Origin of the sequence: Methylobacterium sp. 88A (genome assembly GCF_000376345.1) — a bacterium.
Taxonomy (GTDB): domain Bacteria; phylum Pseudomonadota; class Alphaproteobacteria; order Rhizobiales; family Beijerinckiaceae; genus Methylobacterium; species Methylobacterium bullatum.
The window spans coordinates 4,038,729-4,059,305 of record NZ_AQVT01000001.1 but is presented as its reverse complement, the minus strand read 5'-3'; the positions used below and the strand labels follow the sequence as shown (position 1 = coordinate 4,059,305).

General features: G+C 68.2%; 18 protein-coding genes and 1 pseudogene. 13 read left to right on the top strand and 6 right to left on the bottom strand.

Translation table 11 applies throughout. From position 1 onward, the window contains the following. The first annotated feature begins 71 nt into the window (after nt 1–71). The 6 genes from A3OM_RS0119395 (at nt 72) to A3OM_RS0119370 (ending at nt 7,115) form a co-directional block, all read left to right on the top strand. Entirely contained in the window at nt 72–1,040 is a 969-nt protein-coding gene (locus A3OM_RS0119395) for a 2-hydroxyacid dehydrogenase (protein ID WP_018045444.1), read from the top strand. After that, entirely contained in the window at nt 1,037–2,047 is a 1,011-nt protein-coding gene (locus A3OM_RS0119390; RefSeq protein ID WP_018045443.1) for an AprI/Inh family metalloprotease inhibitor, read from the top strand. Before A3OM_RS0119395 ends, A3OM_RS0119390 begins: the two co-directional genes overlap by 4 nt. 28 nt (nt 2,048–2,075) lie before the next feature. Continuing rightward, the gene (locus A3OM_RS0119385; protein WP_018045442.1) at nt 2,076–2,825 is read left to right on the top strand and encodes a hypothetical protein; all 750 of its coding nucleotides are present in this window, start codon (nt 2,076–2,078) and stop codon (nt 2,823–2,825) included. A 13-nt stretch (nt 2,826–2,838) separates the two neighbouring features. After that, nucleotides 2,839–3,057 (top strand): SlyX family protein, encoded by a 219-nt coding sequence (locus A3OM_RS0119380; protein ID WP_018045441.1) that lies wholly within the window; start codon nt 2,839–2,841, stop codon nt 3,055–3,057. 313 nt (nt 3,058–3,370) lie between these two features. Continuing rightward, nucleotides 3,371–4,531 carry an acyltransferase gene (locus A3OM_RS0119375; protein WP_348625453.1) on the top strand — a complete coding sequence of 387 codons (1,161 nt, stop codon included), beginning with the start codon at nt 3,371–3,373 and terminating at the stop codon, nt 4,529–4,531. Between the two features lie 322 nt (nt 4,532–4,853). Then, nucleotides 4,854–7,115: a fused MFS/spermidine synthase gene (locus A3OM_RS0119370; RefSeq protein ID WP_043764918.1), complete on the top strand. Its 2,262-nt coding sequence runs from the start codon at nt 4,854–4,856 to the stop codon at nt 7,113–7,115. Between the two features lie 15 nt (nt 7,116–7,130). Here the strand turns inward: A3OM_RS0119370 and A3OM_RS0119365 are convergent, their stop codons facing one another. Next, nucleotides 7,131–8,561, bottom strand: a complete 1,431-nt coding sequence (locus A3OM_RS0119365; protein ID WP_018045438.1) for a TAXI family TRAP transporter solute-binding subunit — start codon at nt 8,559–8,561, stop codon at nt 7,131–7,133. A gap of 167 nt (nt 8,562–8,728) precedes the next feature. Between A3OM_RS0119365 and A3OM_RS0119360 the strand changes: the two genes are divergently transcribed. The 3 genes from A3OM_RS0119360 (at nt 8,729) to A3OM_RS0119350 (ending at nt 12,529) form a co-directional block, all read left to right on the top strand. After that, nucleotides 8,729–9,316, top strand: a complete 588-nt coding sequence (locus tag A3OM_RS0119360; protein WP_018045437.1) for a RecX family transcriptional regulator — start codon at nt 8,729–8,731, stop codon at nt 9,314–9,316. A 306-nt stretch (nt 9,317–9,622) separates the two neighbouring features. After that, nucleotides 9,623–10,837 carry a putative DNA modification/repair radical SAM protein gene (locus tag A3OM_RS0119355; RefSeq protein WP_018045436.1) on the top strand — a complete coding sequence of 405 codons (1,215 nt, stop codon included), beginning with the start codon at nt 9,623–9,625 and terminating at the stop codon, nt 10,835–10,837. Nucleotides 10,838–11,119: 282 nt separating this feature from the next. Further along, complete coding sequence (locus A3OM_RS0119350) at nt 11,120–12,529, top strand: UdgX family uracil-DNA binding protein (protein WP_026176217.1); 1,410 nt, start codon at nt 11,120–11,122, stop codon at nt 12,527–12,529. A gap of 45 nt (nt 12,530–12,574) precedes the next feature. Here A3OM_RS0119350 and A3OM_RS24360 read toward each other — a convergent pair whose 3' ends face one another. The 4 genes and pseudogenes from A3OM_RS24360 to A3OM_RS0119330 all read right to left on the bottom strand — a co-directional run bounded on the left by A3OM_RS24360 (nt 12,575) and on the right by A3OM_RS0119330 (nt 14,276). Beyond that, a complete protein-coding gene (locus A3OM_RS24360) occupies nt 12,575–12,760 on the bottom strand; it encodes a hypothetical protein (protein WP_018045434.1) in 186 nt (61 codons plus the stop codon). Beyond that, a pseudogene (locus tag A3OM_RS26430) lies at nt 12,757–12,963 on the bottom strand (PepSY domain-containing protein); the annotation flags it as partial. The gene A3OM_RS24360 and the pseudogene A3OM_RS26430, both read right to left, overlap by 4 nt. 113 nt (nt 12,964–13,076) lie before the next feature. Further along, a complete protein-coding gene (locus A3OM_RS0119335; protein WP_018045432.1) occupies nt 13,077–13,955 on the bottom strand; it encodes a TonB-dependent receptor in 879 nt (292 codons plus the stop codon). A 51-nt stretch (nt 13,956–14,006) separates the two neighbouring features. Then, the gene (locus A3OM_RS0119330; protein ID WP_018045431.1) at nt 14,007–14,276 is read right to left on the bottom strand and encodes a hypothetical protein; all 270 of its coding nucleotides are present in this window, start codon (nt 14,274–14,276) and stop codon (nt 14,007–14,009) included. Nucleotides 14,277–14,558: 282 nt separating this feature from the next. Here A3OM_RS0119330 and A3OM_RS0119325 point away from each other — a divergent pair, with 282 nt between their 5' ends. The 4 genes from A3OM_RS0119325 to A3OM_RS0119310 are packed head-to-tail and all read left to right on the top strand — an operon-like array spanning nt 14,559 to nt 17,541. Then, nucleotides 14,559–15,089, top strand: coding sequence for a sigma-70 family RNA polymerase sigma factor (locus A3OM_RS0119325; protein ID WP_026176215.1), 531 nt, complete (start codon nt 14,559–14,561; stop codon nt 15,087–15,089). A gap of 2 nt (nt 15,090–15,091) precedes the next feature. Beyond that, nucleotides 15,092–15,877 (top strand): hypothetical protein, encoded by a 786-nt coding sequence (locus tag A3OM_RS0119320; protein ID WP_081612752.1) that lies wholly within the window; start codon nt 15,092–15,094, stop codon nt 15,875–15,877. Between the two features lie 9 nt (nt 15,878–15,886). Continuing rightward, nucleotides 15,887–16,999 carry a catalase family peroxidase gene (locus A3OM_RS0119315; RefSeq protein ID WP_018045428.1) on the top strand — a complete coding sequence of 371 codons (1,113 nt, stop codon included), beginning with the start codon at nt 15,887–15,889 and terminating at the stop codon, nt 16,997–16,999. Further along, on the top strand, nt 16,996–17,541 hold the full coding sequence (locus A3OM_RS0119310) for a cytochrome b/b6 domain-containing protein (RefSeq protein WP_018045427.1): 546 nt from the start codon (nt 16,996–16,998) through the stop codon (nt 17,539–17,541). The genes A3OM_RS0119315 and A3OM_RS0119310 overlap by 4 nt, the downstream gene beginning before the upstream one ends. A gap of 310 nt (nt 17,542–17,851) precedes the next feature. On the opposite strand, the gene A3OM_RS24830 is transcribed toward A3OM_RS0119310, so the two are convergent. Continuing rightward, on the bottom strand, nt 17,852–20,050 hold the full coding sequence (locus A3OM_RS24830) for a right-handed parallel beta-helix repeat-containing protein (protein ID WP_018045426.1): 2,199 nt from the start codon (nt 20,048–20,050) through the stop codon (nt 17,852–17,854). Nucleotides 20,051–20,577 lie beyond the last annotated feature (527 nt).

Here is a 20,577-nt window from a genome sequence, read left to right as displayed (position 1 = left end):
GGGATTACAGCCGTATCCTCTCATGGCCACTCCTTCCATGGCCGGTTCCGGGGACGGATGACGAGCGCGACATGCAGCCTGCCGACCTGTTGCTCCTGAAGCCGATGCAGCCCAGCGTGATGGAGGCGCTGGCGGGCGCCTTCACCCTCCACCGCGCCGACACCGCGCCCGATCCCGACGCGTTCTATCGCGAGATCGGACCGCGCATCCGCGCCATGGCGATCGGGGCGCAGGCCCTCGTCGACCGCGCCCTCATCGAGAAATTGCCCCATCTCGAGATCGTGGCGAGTTACGGCGTCGGCTACGATACGATCGATGTCGGCGCCGCGGCGGAGCGGGGCATCGTCGTGACCAACACGCCCGACGTGCTCTCCGACGAGGTGGCCGACCTCGCCCTCGGGCTGCTCCTGGCGACAATCCGAGAGATTCCGCAGGCGGACCGCTACCTGCGCGCCGGGCACTGGCCCACGCGGACCTACCCGCTCACGGCGACCCTGCGCGGCCGGCATGTCGGCATCCTCGGCCTCGGCCGGATCGGGCGGGCCATCGCCCGCCGCCTCGAAGGGTTCGGCGTGACCCTGTCCTATCACGGCCGCCGCCGGCAGGACGACGTGGCCTACACCTATCACCCGACCCTGCTGGAAATGGCGCGGGCCGTGGACGTCCTCATGATCGTGGCGCCCGGCGGCCCGGAGACGAACGGCATCGTGAATGCCGAGATCCTCGACGCCCTCGGCTCCGACGGGATCGTCGTCAACGTCGCCCGCGGCAGCCTCGTCGACGAGCCGGCGCTGATCGAGGCCCTGCGATCGGGCACGATCCACGGCGCGGGGCTCGATGTCTTCGCCGCCGAGCCCCACGTGCCGGAGGCCTTCCTCGGCCTGGAACGGGTGGTCCTGCTGCCGCATGTGGGCTCCGGCTCCGTCCAGACCCGCGAGGCCATGGGCCGGCTCGTGGTCGACAACCTGCTCTCCTGGTTCTCCGGCAAGGGCCCGCTGACGCCGGTGCCGGAAACGCCGGCGAACGGAGCAGCCCGATGATTTGTCTCGCACGGTCCCGCGCCGGATTTCTCGCCGGCCTGGTGACGATCGCGGCCCTGGCCGGTCCGGCGCAGGCCCAGACTATGACCCAGAATGGGGGGCAGGGGATGGCTCAGGGTGCTCCCCAGACACCCTCGACGCCGACCGCGCCCCCGTCCGCGTCGCCCGCCCCGACACCTTCGGAGCCCCCCGCCGCCGGCGGCCCCTCGGAGACGCCCGCCGCGGCGAGCCCGCCCCCCGGCTTCGTGGAGACCCTGCCGCCCACCATCGAAGGGGTTCCCGGCACCTGGGACCTGTCGCGGGACGGCAGCACGCGGCGCTGCGTCATGACCCTCGCGTCGCAGAGCTTCGAGGGCGGGCGGCGCCTGTCGTTTCCCGCCGGGTGCCGCCGCGCCCTGCCGATCCTGAACGAGGTCGCCGCCTGGCTGTTCGTGGACGGCGTGGTCCGCCTCGTGGACAAGAACGTCCGGCCGGTCCTGATCTTCAAGGCGCGGGACGACCGGCGCAGCCTCATGGCCAAGACCGAGGGGGGCGAGGTCTACAGCCTCGTCCCGCTCCAGATCGTGGCGATGGCGCCCCCTCCCGCGCCCGCGCCGGATGGCGGCGCCGGGTACAAGCTCGAACGGGACGATCCCACGGTGGCAGGGGGCCAGAATACCGGGGCGCAGACCAGCGCAGCGACGCCTGCCGGCCCGCGGCCGACGGCGGGCGTCTATGCCCTCGACCGCTACCGCGAGCAGGACGTCTGCCGCCTGGAACTGAAACCGGCGGAGGGGGGAGGGACCGCCCCGGCCCGCGTCCTCGACGGCTGCCGCGACAGCGGGCTGACGACCTTCGATCCGGCCGCTTGGCTGGCGGCTCCCGGCCGGCTCACCCTGGTGGCACGGCGCGGCCATGTGGTGGGGCTGGTGCCGGCGGGGGAGAACCATTGGCGGCGCGAGCCCGAGGTCGGCACCACCTTCGTCCTGCGCCGGATCGAGGGCGGGGCGCCCAGCGGTTCCCCCTGACGACCACGCCTGATAGACCCTGCCGCCGATGCCCTACACCGTCGCCGCCCTCTACCGCTTCGTTCCCCTGCCCGACGCCGCAGACCTGCGCGACGCGTTGGAGCGGCGTTGCGTGGAACTCGGCATCCTCGGCACGCTCCTCCTGGCTCGCGAGGGGATCAACGGCACCATCGCTGGCAGCGAGGCCGGCATGGCCACGCTCCTGTCCGACCTGCGCGACGGCCCGCTTTTCGGCGAGCGCCTGAGGGATCTCGACGTGAAGCTCTCGAGGGCGGAGGCAGCGCCGTTCAGCCACATCAAGGTGCGGGTGAAGCGGGAGATCGTGACCTTCGACGACGGCGCCACCGATGCGGGCGAGGCGGGGATTCCCGTGCCGCCCGAGGCTTGGAACGCGCTGCTCGATACGCCGGGCCTCCTCCTCCTCGACACACGCAACGCCTTCGAGGTCAATCTCGGCACGTTCGAGGGGGCGACCGACCCGCACCTGTCGCGGTTCTCGGATTTCCGGGCCTATGTCGACGGCCTCGACCCCGCCGCGCATCCGGCGGTGGCGATGTTCTGCACCGGTGGCATCCGCTGCGAGAAGGCCGGGGCCTATATGCGCGCCAAGGGGTTCGGCACGGTCCACCATCTCGAGGGCGGCATCCTGCGCTATCTCGAGACGATCCCCGAGGTCGAGAGCCGCTGGCGCGGCGACTGCTTCGTCTTCGACCACCGCATCGCGCTCGGACCCGGCCTCGTCGAGCGGCCCGACCACGATCCCGAGACATTGCGATGAGGCGGGGCCAGCCATGACCGACGACGATACGCTCTCGGCCCGCATCGACGCACTGGAGATGCGGCTGACCGAGCAGGACGTGGTGATCGACGACCTCAACGCGACGATCACCGCGCAATGGCGCCAGATCGATGCCCTGACGCGGCATCTGGCCAAGCTCGTGGAGCAGGTCGAGGAGGCCGGCGCCCGCACCGGCACCGGCGCCCCGGAACCGCCCCCGCCGCATTATTGAAGCCCCCCAAACACGCTCCGGCCGGCGGTGGAAGGCCGGCGTCGCGGTCCTCGTGACAGGACGCCGTCGTCGGATCCCGCCCCGAAGGACCGGGTCGGATGGCGGCCGGATTCTGGCCTTCAACCCAAAGGTGGACGTCCCACCGTCGACTCGACGCGGACATCGATTCGTTGCCGACACGGCTGGTGTGCCCGGGGATCGGGAGGTCTCCCCACCTATCCTTGCCCATTGATGAGTGCCTTCAGGCTGCGTTGACGCTTCCGCGGTAGACGAGCTCATCACCGGGGCAGTCTTCATGCAGCCACCTCAACCGATGACGACTGTCACGATGAGCCGCCGCGATCCCGCCCGCCCTTTCAGCCCTGATCGACGGGTGGTTGCTCTCGACGGTCTCCGAGGTCTCATGACGATCTTCGTTGTGATCTCGCATTACTTCGGCGAAGTGCCGAGGGGCCTTTCCGTTTTCATGGTGGGCTGGCTTGCTGTGGACATGTTCTTCGTGCTGAGCGGCTACCTCGTCGGCAAGCTGATCCTCGACAAGAGCCACGCGCGGAACTTTCTGACCGTCTTCTACGTGCGTCGGGCCTGCCGCACGCTGCCGATCTACATGTTGTGCGTTCTCGCGATCTTCGGTCTCGTTGGCTTGGTCGATCGGCCCTGGGCACACGCCGACACGACCTTCCCGCTCTGGTCCTACCTCACCTTCAGCCAAAACGTGTTCATGGCGGCCCGCAACGACGTTGGACATGAGTGGCTCGGTCCGACCTGGACGATGGGCCTCGAAGAGCACTTCTACCTCGCGCTGCCACTCTTGTGCCTGCTCGTGCCGCGTCGCCGCCTCGCTGCAGTGCTCTGCATCGTCATGCTCGCGGCGGTGTGCGCTCGGGCAGGCATTCTTCTTTTGGCGCCGGACTGGCGGATGGCGACACTCGTCTTCCTGCCCACCCGAGCCGACGTACTCATCTGCGGCGTGCTCGGCGCACTCGCGATAGCTTCGCCGCGAACCTTAGGGTCACGCCTGGAGTTGCCGCTGCGGCTGGCCGCGCCGCTGCTTCTCCTCGTGACTTGCCTGTTGAAGCTGATGGACAGCGAACAAGGCATCGTTTTCCAAGTCTTCGGGCCGCTCGCCGTTTCACTGGGATGCACCGCCTTTCTCCTGACCCTCGTGCGCGGCGCACCCGAAGCGATACGCTTCCGTTCGCCGATCCTGTGCTTCTTCGGCACGACCTCCTACGCCGTCTACCTGACGCACATGCCGGTGCTGGGCCTGATGCACGGGCTTGTTCTCGGCACGAAACCCGATGTCGGAACGGCGGCGCAATGGGGGGTCACCGTCGCGGCCCTGCCGGTCTGCGTTGCCGTAGGCTGGCTTCTGACGCGTCTCGTGGAGGCGCCGATCAGCGCATATGGGCGCAAATGGTCCTGGCACGAGCCGGCCTCCGCGCACCCTCGAACGGCGGTATCGGCCATTTGAGATCAATCGCGCGGAGCGTGCGCCCGGCGAGAGCTGCGCCCGACCACGTCGGGTCGGGGCACGTCTCCCGGCCTTTGTTGTGCCGCGCTCTTTTTCGCCGAACCGGCATTCACCTCGACGTCTCGGGCGAGGGTTCCGCAAAGGATCGGCCAAACGCTTCGACCAACTCGCTTGTCCCCCGGTCGTCCATGCCGGTCGGACGAGCACCGTCCATGACGAATCATGACGTCCGCGAGCGATCCGCCTCCTCCGGAGCAACCACAATTTAACGGCCTCTTCCGTTAATCGGCAGGCGGAAACGGAGTGGGCTCGACCAATGACCATGGCAGCGGACGGAGCCCGGCATGCCGGTTTGAGCGGATCGTCCCGAGCGACGGCGTTTCTCGCGCTGTTCGTCGCCACGATCTTCCTCTCGGCCCTGCTGCTCTTCGGCGTCCAGCCGATGTTCACCAAGATGGTGCTGCCGGTCCTCGGCGGCTCGCCCTCGGTCTGGTCCGTGGCGATGGTGGTGTTCCAGTCCCTGCTTCTGGCCGGCTACGCCTATGCCCATGCCCTGGCCCGCTACCTGCCGCTGCGCGTCGCCGCCCCGCTCCACCTCGCCGTGATGGGCTGCGCCCTGGCGGCGCTGCCGATCGAACTGGCCGCGGGCTGGGGCAAGCCGCCCGCCGATGGGGAAGCCGTCTGGCTGCTCGGGCTGTTCCTCGTTTCGGTGGGCCTGCCGTTCTTTGCCCTGTCGGCGAACGGGCCGCTGCTGCAGGCCTGGTTCTCGCGCTCGAACCACCCCCATGCGCGCGACCCGTACTTCCTCTACGGGGCGTCGAACATCGGCTCTTTCGCGGCCCTGATCGCCTATCCCCTCGCCATCGAGCCGCTCCTCACCCTGCGCGACCAGAGCCGGGTCTGGATGCTGGGATTCGCGGTTCTCGCCGGACTGATCGCGATCTGCGCCGCCGCAGCCGCGCGCAACGCCTCGGCCCCGTCCCGGATCGCGGCCGGCGTCGCGGCGGCCTCCGCCTCCCGGCGTGAGATCTGGCGCCAGCGGTTCGGCTGGATCGCCCTTTCCCTGGTGCCCTCGGGCCTCCTCGTCTCGGTGACGGCGCACATCTCCACCGATGTGGCGGCCGCGCCCCTGCTCTGGGTCGCGCCCCTGGCGCTGTTCCTCCTCACCTTCGTCCTCGCCTTCCGCGAGCGGATGGTCCCGTCCCAGACCGTCCTCGCCTGTATCCAGGTCTTCGGCACCGCGATGGCGCTCCTGCCCATGACGGCGGCGTTCCCGCTCGGCATCGGATTGGCGCTCCATCTCGGCCTTTTCTTCGTCAACGCCATGATCTGCCACGGGGCGCTCTACACGCGCCGCCCGGATGCGTCGCGGCTCACCGAGTTCTATCTCTGCCTGTCCTTCGGAGGCATGCTCGGAGGCATCTTCTGTGGGCTTCTCGCGCCGCGCATCTTCTCCACCGTCCTCGAATACCCCATCCTGCTCGTGGCCGCCCTTCTGTGCCGCCCGGACCTGTCCATCCTGTCCGCCGCGTCCTGGCGCGAGAACCGGCGGTCGCTCGCCATACTGGCCGGGCTGATCGTGCTGGCCCTCCTGATCAACCTGACGATCCTGCCACGCTCCTGGCTCATCGTCGGCGCCCTCTGCCTGATGGGGGCGATGATCGCATTCTGGCGCAAGCCGCAGAACGTGGCGCTTCTGGCGATGGGCCTCGCCCTGTTCTCGGCCACGGTCAGCGGAGCCCTGACCTCGGGCGCGTCGGTGCGCTCGTTCTTCGGGGTGCACAAGATCGCCACCTCGACGGACGGACACTTCCGCACCCTCAGCCACGGCACCACCCTGCACGGCGCGATGCGGATCACCAACGAGGACGGTACGCCGTTCACCGGGCGGCCCGAGCCGGTGACCTACTTCACCATGGAGGGCGGCATCGGCCGCGCGATCGCCGCCGTCCGGTCACGCCAAGGCGGACGCCTCGACACGGTGGCCGTGGTCGGGCTCGGTGCCGGCAGCCTCGCCTGCCATGCCCAGGCCGGCGAGGCTTGGACCTTCCTGGAGATCGACCCGGAAGTGGTCCGCATCGCGCGGAATCCCGCCCTGTTCCGCTTCCTCGGCGCCTGCGCCCCCGATGCCCGGATCGTCCTCGGCGATGCGCGCCTGACCCTGGCCGACGAGCCCGGCGGGAAGAGCCTGATCGTGGTCGACGCCTTCTCCTCCGACTCGATCCCGAGCCATCTCATGACGCGGGAAGCACTGGCGCTCTACGCCGCGAAGCTCGCGCCCGACGGCGCCCTCGTCGTCCACATCTCGAACCGGCACCTCGAACTGCGCCACATCCTCGCCCGCGCGGCAGCCGACAAGGGCCTCGTCACCTTCGTCCGCGACGGGCGCCTGATGGACAGCATCGACGGACCGCGCTTCCGTCAGGCCTCCATCGTCGTCGCCATCGCCCGCGACGAGGCCCATCTCGGGACGCTCGCCGAACCGGGCGAGTGGACGCGGGTCGTGCCCGACATGGGCCGCCGTCCCTGGAGCGACGATTTCAGCAACGTCGTCGAGGCCATGCTCGACGAGATGAGGCGATGAGGGGAAAAGCCGCGCCTATTCCGCCGCCGGCCGATCCAGCCTGAGGAGACGCGCGGACCGCGTCCGCAGGGGCCGGCGCTCGGGCTCGGCGCCCGTGACGAGGGACCGGCGGGCATCGGCGATGGCGCCGTGCACCGCATCGATGGCCAGGATCAGGGCGTTCATCGCGCGGGTGTCGACGTTGCGCTCGCGGGCGTGCTGGACGACGTCGGTGACGAGGTCGTCGGTCTCGCGCACGAGGCCGTCGAGCTGCTCCCTCGTGGTGGCCGAGCGGATGTCCCTGAGGATGTCGAGCAGCCGGTCGAGGACCACGTCCACCCGCTCGCGGCGCTGGCGGGCGAGGCGCTGGCCGAGCCAGGCGATGCCAGAGCCGATGGTGCCGCCGAAAAAGGCGAGGAGGTAGACGTAATCCTCGTAGCGTTCGAACAGGGTCTGCTGCTCGCGCTCGAAATAATCGACCGCCCCCGGATGGTTGGGCAGGCGGGCGCTGGTGGCGGCCACCGACGTCTCGAAATCCGGGGCCTTCATCAGGTTGGCGATGGGCGCGCCGGGCGCCAGCTTCGAGCGCCATTCGAACAGGTGCTGGGTGACGGAGGCCACCGAGTAGCGGCTCACTCCGCCCCGCGCCATCAGCCGGTAGGAAGCGCCCACCGTCTTCACGTCCTCCTCGGGGCGCTTGGGCCGGCCGCCGAACGTGCCGGCGGGAATCGTCGCCGATTGCAACTCGGGCATCCGCTGCACGATGGCGTCGCCGTCGGGGACGGAGACGATGGTGATCTTCTTCTCGTGGGAGGCCATCTCCACCGCCCGGACCGTGGAGATCGCGGCCTTCGAGGTCGGGGCCGCGATGACGGCGACGGCGTCCACGGTGCCGGCCTGCAGCGCGGCGGTCACCTCGCCGGGCTTGAGCGGCACCAGGGCGATATGGCCGGCGGCGAGGGCATGGCCAGGCTCGGGCGCCGGCACGGGGGTGAAATCGTAGAAGCCGAGGAGGTTGGTGACGAAGGGCCGGTCGGCCGCGTGTCGTTCGACGATGCCGAGGCGCTTGGTCGCGAGGTCGGGGAAGCTCTCGATCGCGCTGGCCTCGGGGGTGGCGATGAGGAGCGTCTCCTCGTGAAGGAGCGCAAGCGTCAGGCCATTATCGGGCAGGAAGACGTCGGGCCGGACCACGGCGAGATCGGCGTTCCCGGCCTGGAGAGCCGCGGCGCTGTCGCGCACGTCGTCATAGGTCCGCACGTTGAGGCGCACGTCCTCCCGCGCCCGTTTGAGGGCCTGGGCATAGGTTTCGAGCAACTGCGCCTCGGCCCCGTCGCGCGGACCGACCGCCACGGTGAGCACCGTCGGGCGCGACAGGTAGACCACGGCGGCCGCGAGAACGGCGAAGCCGAGGCCGAGCGCGACCAGGAGCCACTCGCGCTTCAGGAGGAATGCCGGCATGACATGCATGCGTCCTCTCGGGGTAAGACAGGCAACCGGTTCACGGTCGAGACGATGCGCCTCATGATCCTGAAACCTGTCCGAAGCGTGATGAACCGATGAGCGCTCGAAACGTTGCAGCGGGACGTACTGTGCCCTTGCGACAGGCAAAATCCACGCCCCGCGAGGCAAAGCCAATGTCGCGCGAGGCAGAGCCCACGCCCCGCGCGGCAAAACCTACGCCGCCGATCACGGCTGCGTATCTGGAGCGCGTCGCCCTGCAGTATCTGGAGCGCTACAGCGCCTCTGTGGCGATGCTGCGCCAGACCTTGGAGCGCCGGGTCGCCAAGCGGTGCCGGCTCCGGGACGAGGACCCCGCCGCCTTCGCCGAGACCGTCGCCGCCATCGTGGAGCGCGCCCGTTCCTCCGGCCTCGTGGACGACGCCCGGTTCACCGCCGCGCGGGCGGCGACCCTGCGCCGGCGCGGGGCCTCCGCCCGCGGCCTCTCGGCCAAGCTCGCCGCCAAGGGGGTCGACCGGACGCTCATCGCCGAAACCCTGGAGACCGAGCGCGACCGGGGCGAGGAGGAGGGCACCGATGCCGAGGAGGTGGCGGCCCGCGCCTATGCCAAGCGCCGCCGGCTCGGCCCGTTCCGCCGCCCCGACCTCCGCGCCGCCCACCGCGACAAGGATCTCGCCTCCATGGCGAGGGCCGGGTTCTCATACGGATTGGCGAAGACGATCGTCGACGAGGAGGTGAATGCGGAGGACGGGCTCGGCCGGTGATGGATGTATCTCCGTGAGCCGAGTCATGCTTCCCCTCACCCCGCGTGCGGGGAGAGGGCTTCATGCCCCCTCGTCGGGGCATAAAGCGAGGCGGCAGCCGAAGGCGAGGGGGCCGAGCCGTACGCGCCTCATCCGGATTCCCCCGCTCACCCCCGCTTCGGCTTTCGCCTGCGCTCGCCGCATGGACGACAAGATCCATGCGGCCCTCTCCCCGCCCGGCGGGAAGAGGGAACAGCACCCTGCGACATTTCCGACCCGGCGCGACAAAAACTTGAACGAAACACGAACGACGCGCATGTCCCTGTCATGGACGAGGCCCTCGCCAAGAAGCTGCGCATCCTGGCCGATGCCGCGAAATACGATGCGTCCTGCTCCTCGTCGGGGGCGCCCAAACGGGTGGCCGGCAAGGGCGAACTCGGCTCCACCACGGGCGCCGGCATCTGCCACGCCTACACGCCGGACGGGCGCTGTATCTCGCTCCTGAAGATCCTGCTGACCAATTACTGCCTGTTCGACTGCGCCTATTGCGTGAACCGGCGCTCCTCCAACGTCGCCCGCGCCAAGTTCACCGTCGACGAGGTCGTGACCCTCACGGTGGAGTTCTACAAGCGCAACTACATCGAGGGGCTGTTCCTCTCCTCGGGGATCATCAAGTCGCCCGACCACACGATGGAACTGCTGACGCGGGTGGCGAAGTCCCTGCGGCGCGACCACGGCTTTCGCGGCTACATCCACCTCAAGTCGATCCCGGAGGCGAGCCCGTGGCTGGTGGAGGAGGCGGGGCTCTACGCCGACCGGCTCTCGATCAACCTCGAACTCCCCACCGATGCCAGCCTGCACCGGCTGGCGCCGGAAAAGAACGGCCCGGTCATCCAGAACGCGATGAAGCAGATCGGCGCCCGGATCACCGAGGCGAAGGCCGAGAAGCGCCGGTTCTCGCCCGCCGGGCAGTCGACGCAGGTCATCGTCGGCGCGGACACCACCACCGACGAGGCGCTGATCCGCAAGAGCGCCCTTCTCTACGGCTCGTTCAACCTGAAGCGGGTCTATTACTCGGCCTTCAGCCCGATCCCAGACGGCTCCGCCATCCTGCCGCTGAAATCCCCTCCGCTCCAGCGCGAGCACCGGCTCTACCAGGCCGACTGGCTGATCCGGTATTACGACTTCTCCGCCGACGACGTGGCCGATGCCGCCGAAGACGGAATGTTTTCTCTCGACATCGACCCGAAACTCGCCTGGGCCTTGAAGCATCGGGGGCGTTTCCCCGTGGACGTGAATGTCGCCGACCGGGAGATCCTGCTGCGGGTGCCGGGCCTCGGTGCGCGGGCCGTCGACAAGATCGTGAAGGCGCGCCGCCACACGCGGCTGCGCCTGGACGACGTTGCCCGTCTCACCTCGGGGCTCAAGCGCGCCCGCCCGTTCCTGATCGCCGCCGATTATCACCCGGGACCCGGGGGCACCGACAGGCTGGACCTGCGCGCCAAGCTCGTCGAGCCGGCGCGGCAGCTGAGCCTGTTCTGACGGGGTCGGATGACACGCCGCTCTTCTCTCCCCCCTCCGCCCTCCGATATTCATATATCTCGCGGGCAGCGCGGGTCCCCTCTCCTGGAAGGAGAGGGACAGGGTGAGGTGCGTGACCTCTTCGAAGATGGGCCACACCTCACCCCAACCCTCTCCTTCCAGGAGAGGGAGCCCGCCGTGACCGATGTGGAACACCCTCTGACAAAGGGAACAGCCGTCGAGCAGACGGGTCGATCCAGGAGTTCCGCGGAGGGGACAAGGTCGGGTGGATCACTCCAAACGATCACCCTCCGCGAGGGCGCCGATCTCGACGGGTTCCGCGCCGCCGCGCGCCGGCTCGCCGCCGCATCGGTCCCGCCCGATAGAGCAGTCTGGTCCATCGGGCAGGCCCCCGGCCTGTTCGGACAGGTCTCCCAGCCCGAATCCGGCTCCGATGCGCCACTAAGCCTGCCGCGCGCGGCGGCCGACCTGATCCGCATGGTCGTCCCGCACCGCGACCCCGAGCGCTATGCCCTGCTCTACACCCTGATCTGGCGCGTCATCCATGGCGAGCGCGGGCTGATGGAGGTCGGAAGCGATCCGCTGGTCCATCGCCTCGACCGGATGCGCAAGGCCATCGCCCGCGACCTCCACAAGATGCACGCCTTCCTGCGGTTCCGGCGGACGGAAGTCGATGGCGTCGAGCGCTTCGTCGCCTGGTTCGAGCCGGACCATCACATCCTGGAGGCGGCGAGCACCTTCTTCGTCGCGCGCTTCCGATCCCTGAACTGGTCGATCCTCACGCCTGACGGCTCGGCCCATTGGGACGGCGACACCCTGACCTTCGGGCCGCCGGGACGTCGCGAGGATGCGCCCGAGGCGGATGGGTTCGAGGCCGGCTGGCGCGATTACTACGAGAGCACGTTCAATCCCGCCCGCACCAACCTCGCCGCCATGCGGGCGGAGATGCCGAAGAAGTACTGGCGCAACATGCCGGAGACTGCGGCGATTCCCGGCCTCGTCCGCGCCGCCTCAGCCCGCACGGAAGCCATGATCGAGAGGGAGCCGCAGATGCCGACCAAGCGCAATCCCGCCAAGGCCGTCGCCGCGATGTCCGACCAGGATCCCGCCTCACTGGAGGAGCTCAACGCCATCATCCGGCGCTCCGAGCCCCTGGTGCCGGGCGCGACCCAGGCCGTCCTCGGCGAAGGCCCCGCCCATGCCGCCATCGCCTTCGTCGGCGAGCAGCCGGGCGACCAGGAGGACCGGCAGGGGCGGCCCTTCGTGGGACCGGCCGGGCAGCTCTTGTCCCGCGCCATGGCGGATGCCGGGATAGAGCGGAACGCGGCCTACCTCACCAATGCGGTCAAGCATTTCAAGTTCGAGGAGCGCGGCAAGCGCCGCATCCACCAGAAACCCACCGCCGGCGAAGTGAGCCATTACCGCTGGTGGCTCGACCGGGAGCTGGATTTCGTGGCCCCCAAACTCGTCGTGGCCCTGGGCGCCACCGCCGTCCTGGCCCTGACGGGCAAGGCGATCCCCATCACCCGCGCCCGTGGCCCGGCCGCCTTCGGCAAGGCCTATGAGGGGTTCATCACCGTGCACCCCTCCTATCTCCTGCGCCTGCCGGACGAGGCCAAGGAAGACGCCTACGTGGCCTTCGTGGCCGACCTGAAACGGGTGGGCGACCTCGCGCGCGAGTTGGGGGCCTAGCCGAGCGGCGGTGGCGTCGCCGGGCTTAGCGCCCCCGTCGTGATGCTACGTTGTCCGAGGACGAAACCCTTCGTAGGTCATGTAGATCAGGATTCCGGCCAACACGGCGCTGGCCAGACTGTCCCAGATTCCGTCGACGATCAGGGCGATCACCAGGCTGAGCAGGGTCAGGGCGGCGAGGATCGATGGGATTGCCCAGGTCCGGGACCGGATGAGCGGGCGCGTCTTCATTCCGCGGCTCCTGCGCCAGACGGCCTCGCACCGGGCTGCACCCGCTCGCCGGCCGTCTTCCATCGTCTGGGGGCGATCCAGAGATAGAGCCCGCTGCCGATGACGACGATGGTCGCGAGATCGAGAAGCGCCCAGACGATCTTGAGGGGAAGGCCGCCGTAATCGCCGAAATGCAGCGGTTGCGAGACCAGCAGGGCCTGGATGTCCAACGACACGTGCGCCGTCCCCACCGGCATCGCCGGCACCTCGGGCTCGTAGCCGAGGACGCCGTCGAGCTCGTGATGGAAGATCAGTGGCAGGCCCGTCAGGCACAGCATCAGCATGAAGACCATGCTGACGAGGCTCGTCCAGGTATGGACGAACGACCAGAGCCGGAAGGCTCGCAGGCGCGGCGCGTCGGGGCCCGTCGCCATCGTCGGAAGTCCAGCTGGGCCGAGAGGAGGTAGGTCCGGGGCACTCCGAGGGTCAGGAACCCGTTTCCGGTGGACGCCCAGCAATTCTCGCCCGACACGTTCTCCACCGTGGCCCGCACCGTCACGGGTTTGCCCCACGTGCCGAGGAACGTGTAGCGGAGGCCGGCATCGAACCGCGTCCAATCCGGGATGGGCTGCAGATTGGTCTGATCGTAATATTGGGACGCCGTGTGGATGACCCGGCCTGTCAGGGTCAGGCCGCGCGGCATCCACGGCGGCAGGTCGTATTCGCCGTAGAGGCTGAGCGTGGTGCCGGGGACACCGGGCGCGCTCCTACCGTCGAAGGCCCCGCCCTCGGTCCGCACCAGGCGACCGTCGGTGAAGGCGATGCCCCCGATGAGGCGCGCGCCCGGCGCGATCTCGCCGAACAGACTGAACTCGATCCCCCGGTTCCGCTGCAGGCCGTTGAGCGCGTAGTTCCGCGTCGCCGAGTCCTGGAAGGCGTTGGGCTGGATGATCTCGAACAGGGCGGCGCTGACGCCGACGACACCGAAATCGTACTTCACGCCGATCTCCTTCTGGTCGGCGATGGTCGGCGGGAGCGCCTGGTTCGGGTTGCTCGCCGTGACCGGCGAGGCACCGCTCGAGAGCAGGCCCTCATAGTTGCCGTAGAGCGAGAGGTGCTCCAGGGGCTTGACGACGAGGCCGACCGCCGGCGTCCAGGCGACCTTGTCGTAGCTCGACGTGGCGTCGCCGAAGGCGACGCTGCGGTTGATCTGCATGGACCCGCGGGCATTGCCGACCGGAGACGGACGCCATGGGCCGGCATGATTCTAGTTCGGGATCAGCTCGCGGGCCGGGCCGCCGGTCTCCTGGCCACGGGCCTGGGCATAGAACGGCAGAGCGGGGTTCTTGGCGTTTCCGCTGTCGGTGTCCGGCCCGCCGAGCCAATACGCGGATTGCGCCGGCGCCGGGATCGAGCCGGTGATCGTCGGGCTCTCCAGCCGATGCGGGGCGGGCCGGGCCTCAGAGGCTCCGGTCAGGGCGGCGAGCGTGCAGGCCGACGCGAAAACGACGGCCGAAACGGTCTTGATCATCGTCATGTCAGGTCTCCGGTGGTTTCTGCTCGATCCGATATCGTCGAGCAGTGATGCCGGACAGACGACGTCTTCGGCTGCTTATTCCATGACCCTATCGAAAAATTCCAACGCCATGATCGAGACCAGATCAGCGTGAACGAATACTCGCTGCCGGGTGCGAAATTTTTCGTGCAGGCGTGGAATAAACACGATTTCGCGGCGTCCATGCCCCTGTCGCCGACCCCGAAGTCCGTTCGGTCCGGCCAGCGTGCCGACTGGAGCCCCGCCCATGCCAGGAGACAGGAGATGATGGACATGATGCGCCTCATCGAGCCGCTGATCCCGGCCCTGCGCCGCTACGCGCACGCCCTCCTGCGCAACCCGACCGATGCCGACGATCTGGTGCAGGATTGCCTCGAGCGGGCCGTCACCCGCTGGCACCAGCGCCAGGCCGACGGCGACGCGCGGACCTGGCTCTTCGCCATCCTCCACAATCTCGCCGTGACGCAGATGCGTCAGCGCGCCCGCCGTGGCGCGCACATGCCGATCGAGGACATTGCGGAGGCGAACCTCGCGGTGGCACCGACGCAGGAGAGCGGCCTGCGCCACCGGGACCTGATGACGGCGCTGGACGCGCTGCCGGAAGAGCAGCGCAGCGTGCTCCTGCTGGTGACGGTAGAGGGCCTGTCCTACGCCGAGACCGCCGACATCCTCGCCATTCCCACCGGGACCGTGATGTCCCGCCTGTCCCGGGCCAGGGACCGGATGATCCAGTCGATGGACGGCACCGAAGCCTCCGTCCCTGCCAAGCGCCCGCTCCTGCGGAGGGTGAAATGACCATGCGTCCGATCGGTGACGACGATCTCCAGGGCCTCGTGGACGAGCGGCTCGATACCGCCCGGAGGCGCGAGGTCGAGGCCTATCTCGATGCTCATCCCGAGGCGCGGGCACGGGTGGCGCGGATGATCGCCCTGCGCGAGGAGATGCGGGCCGCCTTCGCGCCCATCGCCGCCGAGCCGGTTCCGGCCCGGCTGAACCTGGCGCGCATCGTCGAGACGCGCCGCCGGCCGGCACATCCGATCTGGCAGGTTTTCCCGATCTGGCAGGCGATGGCGGCTGGGCTGTTGCTGCTCGTCGGAGGCGCCGGTGGCTGGGGTCTGCGCGAGGTGGTCTCGCCCGTGCCCACCGGCATCGAGGCGCTGGCCCAGTCCGCGAGCATGAACTACGCGGTCTACGCGCCCGACCACACCCGCCCCGTCGAGCTCGCCGCCGCCGACCGGGACGAACTCGCCGGCTGGTTCTCCGCCCGGATGAAGCGGCCGGTCGCCGTGCCGGACCTGAGCGGCTCCGGCTACCGCCTGATGGGCGGGCGTCTCGTCGCCACGCAGCAGGGACCCGCCGGGCTGCTGATGTACGACGATGGGCACGGCGCGCGCTTCGTCATGTTGATGCGGCCCATGAGCGTTCCCGGCGACGCGCCGATGCGCGCCCACACGACGGAGACGTCGAACGGCTACGCCTGGGCCCAGGACGGGCTCGGCTACAGCCTCGTGGGTGCGGCCGACCCCACGATCCTGCACCCGCTCGCCAACGAAATCCGCCGCGCCACGGCGAAACCCATCTGAAGGCCCGCCATGTCCCTCCTGAACGACCTGACCGGGGCCGATCCGGCCTTGAGCCCGCGTGCCGCTTGTCTCCGCCTCGCCGCCATCGGGGCGCTCGTCGCCGGCACGGCGGGGGCCTTCGCCTATGCCGGCGGCTGGCTCTCTCCGGGGGACCTGACCCAGGCGCGGATCGTCGACCGCTTCGAGCAGGTGAATGGATCCCATCCGGGCTTTCGGCGCAACCACGCCAAAGGGCTCTGCCTCGCCGGGCGCTTCGAGAGCAGCGGCCGGGGGGCGCGCGTATCGACGGCGTCGCTGTTTGCCGCGGGACGGGTCACGCCCATCACCGGCCGCATCGCGCTGGCCGGCGGCCAGCCCTACGCGGCGGACGCGGCCACGACGGTGCGCAGCCTCGCGCTGCGCTTCCACCTGCCCGACGGCGAGGAATGGCGCACCGGCAACAACGACATTCCGGTCTTCCCGGTCCGCAGCCCGGAGGGGTTCTACGCGCAGCTTCTCGCCGCCAAGCCCGATCCGGCCACGGGCAAGCCCGATCCCGAGGCGCTCAAGGCGTTCTTCGCCGCGCATCCCGAGAGCGCGAAAGCGGCTTCCCTGATCAAGGCGCGGACGATCACCTCGGGCTTCGCCGACGACACCTTCCGGAGCCTCAACGCCTTCCGGTTCATCGCCGCGGACGGGACCCGGACGCCCGTGCGCTGGGCGTTCGTGCCGGAGCAGGCCGCGACGGCGGAGAGCCCAGCCCAGGGGGCTCGCGCGGACGAGAACGTTCTGTTCGACGACTTCGAGTCTGCCGTCCGTCGGGCGCCCGTGCGGTGGCATCTCGTCGTCACCCTTGGGCAGCCCGGCGACCCCACGGCCGATGCGACGCGTCCCTGGCCGGTCGAGCGCCAGAGCCTGGACGTCGGGACCGTGATCGTCGCGGACACGCAGTCGGAAGCGGACGGCAATTGCCGCGACGTCAATTTCGATCCTCTCGTCCTGCCCGCCGGCATCATGGAATCGGACGATCCGCTGCTCAGCGCCCGCTCGGCGGCCTATGCGCAATCCTTCACGCGCCGCGCCGGCGAACCGAAAACGCCGAGCGCCGTCCAGAACACGCCCGCAACGGGAGCCGGATTGTGAGCCACACCGCGCGCTTCAACCTGCCGGCCCGGTTGCTGCACTGGACCATGGCGGCCCTGATCCTTGCCATGCTGTTCATCGGCGTGGCGATGGTGACCTCCCTGGCGCATTACCACACCCTGGTCGCGCTGCACCGCCCACTCGGGATCGGCATCCTGGTCCTCGCGCTGCTGCGCCTGCTCAACCGCTGGCGCCATCCCCCGCCCGACCTTCCGTCGGACCTTCCGGGCTGGCAGCGGCGGGCGGCCCATGTCTCGCACGTCCTGCTGTATGGGCTGATGCTCGTCCTGCCACTGGTCGGCTGGGCGATGCTGTCGGCGGCCGGCTATCCGATCGGGCTCGCCGGCTCCCTCGTCTTGCCGCCGATCCTGCCGCGCGATCCAAGTCTCTATGCGTGGCTCCGTCCGCTTCACACAATCCTGGCCTACACCCTGTTCGGTCTCGTCCTCACCCATCTGGGGGCGGCCCTGATGCATGGGCTGATCCGCCGGGATGGGGTTTTCTCCAGCATGGTCCCGGCTCGTCCGTCCCGTGTCCGCTGATGTGGCACGCAGCGGCCCGCGAAGCCGTCATGCCAGAAACGAAACCGGCCGGTCGCTCGATGTCGGGTGCCGATCGGGCCGGTCTTCCCGATCGTGGGGGTGAGGGTGTGACCAGCGTCGCAGGAGGGCGGGGATGCCGGATGGCACAATAGGATGTCGAACACGAATGGGGCCCCGACCATTGCCGGTCGGGACCCCATATTTGTTTCGCGTTCGGCTGCGACACCAGATCGTCGATGCTCTTCACACCGAACGTCTGGCGTCATGCGCTTCGGCCCAGCCTAAGCTTTGTCCGAAGGCACGGACCGGATCAGCTCCAGGTGAACTCGTTTGTCAAATGGGCCATGGGTGCCTGGCCGGTCACTTCGGTCACGTCGATGCCGGCGCCGATATTGCCCTCGCCCCAGACGATGTTGCCCGGATTTCCCGCGTTCTGATACGAGGAATCCGTCACCACCGTACTCTCGTTCACGCCCCAGAGCAGGGCGTTCGAGAGCGGGTTTCCACGCCCCTGGTCCGCCGCGATGTTGTCGAAGGAGCGGGTGAACTCGAACGTGTTGTTCTGGCCGTAATCCGCGAAGGCGCCGTTGCCCATATGGATCGCGTCGACGTTGCGGACTGTGCCGTTGTTCGATCCCTCGAAGATGACACCCTGGCCGCTCGGTGAGTTGTTGCCGTCGATGACCCCGTTCGAGACGGTGACGTTGTCGCTGTAGTAGATCGAGATGTTGTCCTCGGTCCAGGCGACGTTCGGATCGTTGTGGACGTAGAAGTTGTTGAGGGTGCTGTCCGGCGACTGGCCCATCTGCACGAGTTGCCCGCGGGGGAAGGGCCCGCGCATATCGTACCCTTCGATGTTTTCCAGTTCTGCACCCGGCGAGTATTGGATGAGCACGCCCGTCGACGTGTCGTGGAACGTGGCGTTCGACACGCTCAGGTCTTCGGCCTCGAAGGCCGAAATCCCGTAATGGTCCGGGGTCCGCTCGGCGCCCGTCTCAGGGGCGCCCACGTTGAAGACCTCCACGTTCTGGATATCGACGTTGTCACCCTCCATGACGCGGATGCCGGCGCCTTCCTCGGTGCCACCGTTTCCATTGATATGGATGCGGACGTTCTCGACCGTCACATTGTCCACGTGATCGATGTCGATGCCGGGACCGCTATCGACATAGATGTCCATGTCGCGGATGACATCGCCTTCCCGGGCGACGATCGTCCCGTCATGGCGTGTCAGCGGAGCCGTGTCGTCCCCGGGCACCGGATCGGATGGCGGCGCGACCACCGGAGGCTCCTCGGGCGAGGGCGCCGGTCCGATGTCCGGAACCACCGGATTCGGTCCCTCGGAGACGGGATCCGGTTTGCCGACGTCCGGCACCGGGTCCGAGACGCCCTGGCCGAAGTCGTTCGTCCAATGCGCCATGGGCGCCTGGCCGGTCACTTCGGTCACGTCGATGCCGGCGCCGATATTGCCCTCGCCCCAGACGATGTTGCCCGGATTTCCTGCGTTCTGGTACGAGGAATCGGTCACCACCGTGCTCTCGTTCACGCCCCAGAGCAGGGCATTCGAGAGCGGATGTCCACGCCCCTGGTCCTCCGCGATGTTGTCGAAGGAGCGCGTGGAATCGAAGGTGTTGTTCTGGCCGTAATCCGCGAAGGCGCCATTGCCCATATGGATCGCGTCGACGTTGCGGACGGTGCCGTCGTTCGATCCCTCGAAGATGACCCCCTGGCCGCTCGGCGAGTTGTTGCCGTCGATGACGCCGTTCGAGACGGTGACGTTGTCGCTGTAGTAGATCGAGATGTTGTCCTCGGTCCAGGCGACCTTCGGATCGTTGTGAACGTAGAAGTTGTTGAGGCTGCTGTCCGGCGACTCGCCGAACTGTACGAGCTGGCCGCGGGGGAAGGGCCCGCGCATATCGTAGCCTTCGATGCCCTCGAGTGTGGCGCCCGGCGAGTATTGCACCAGGATGCCCGTCGACGTGTCGTGGAACGTGGCGTTCGTCACGCTCAGAGCCTCGGCCTCGAAGGCCGAAATCCCGTAATGGTCCGGGGTCCGCTCGGCGCCCGTCTCGGGTGCGCCCTCGTTGAAGACCTCGACGTTTTGGACGGTGACGTTGTCACCCCGCATGATACGGATGCCGGCACCTTCCTCGGTGGCGCCGTTTCCATTGATATGGATGCGGACGTTCTCGATGGTCACGTTGTTTACGTGATCGACGTCGATGCCAGGCCCGCTATCGACATAGATGTCGAGGTCGCGAATGACATCGCCTTCCCGGGCGACGATCGTCCCGTCATGGCGTGTGAGCGGAGCCGTGCCGGCGCCGGATTCCACCGGATCCGGACTGTCGGAGAGAGGCTCCCGGCTGCCCATGTCCGGAACCGGGCTCGAAATACCGTTCTCTGTGAAGCTTGAAACGAAGTCGTATGTCGGGCTCGACCAGAGACCCGTATCGAAGGTGGAACGCTCCTCGTCTTGCGACGCGACGTCATGATGCGAATGCTGCATTCGTTTTCCAGTTGTGTCTGCGATCGGTCCTGATGCCGATCCTCTCAATCCGCGCCGATTCTGGTCACGGATCCCCCTCAGCATCGGCGTTGTCCGCTGACACTATTCCCAAGATTATTATCGCAATGATGAGCGAATAATCGGATTTGTTGATTTATCGGGCAGTACTAAGAAGAACTTCCTCTATGTTTTCTGGCAAATGTACAGATAGGTACACTTCGGTAATCTAGTACTTTATTGATACAACAAATCTTAGTGAGCAGAACTTGTTCAAAATGTGTCGCGGATGATTTTCGATCCTGTCGAGCGGCTCACCGATCGTGCCGGACGAGAGGGGGGAGGCATGCCGGTGCGTGCACAGCGCGGACCCGTTTCTACCGGACGGAAGCAGGGTCCCGGCCCGGCGATCAATCATCGGATCGAGAGCGGTGGAGCGGGGCGGCGGGAGTTGGGAGGAGGCCGTCTTCACCCGAAGGCGGGAGGTGGCCTCGGATGCTGCCGGCCGCACCGAGCGGGTGGGTGTAGGC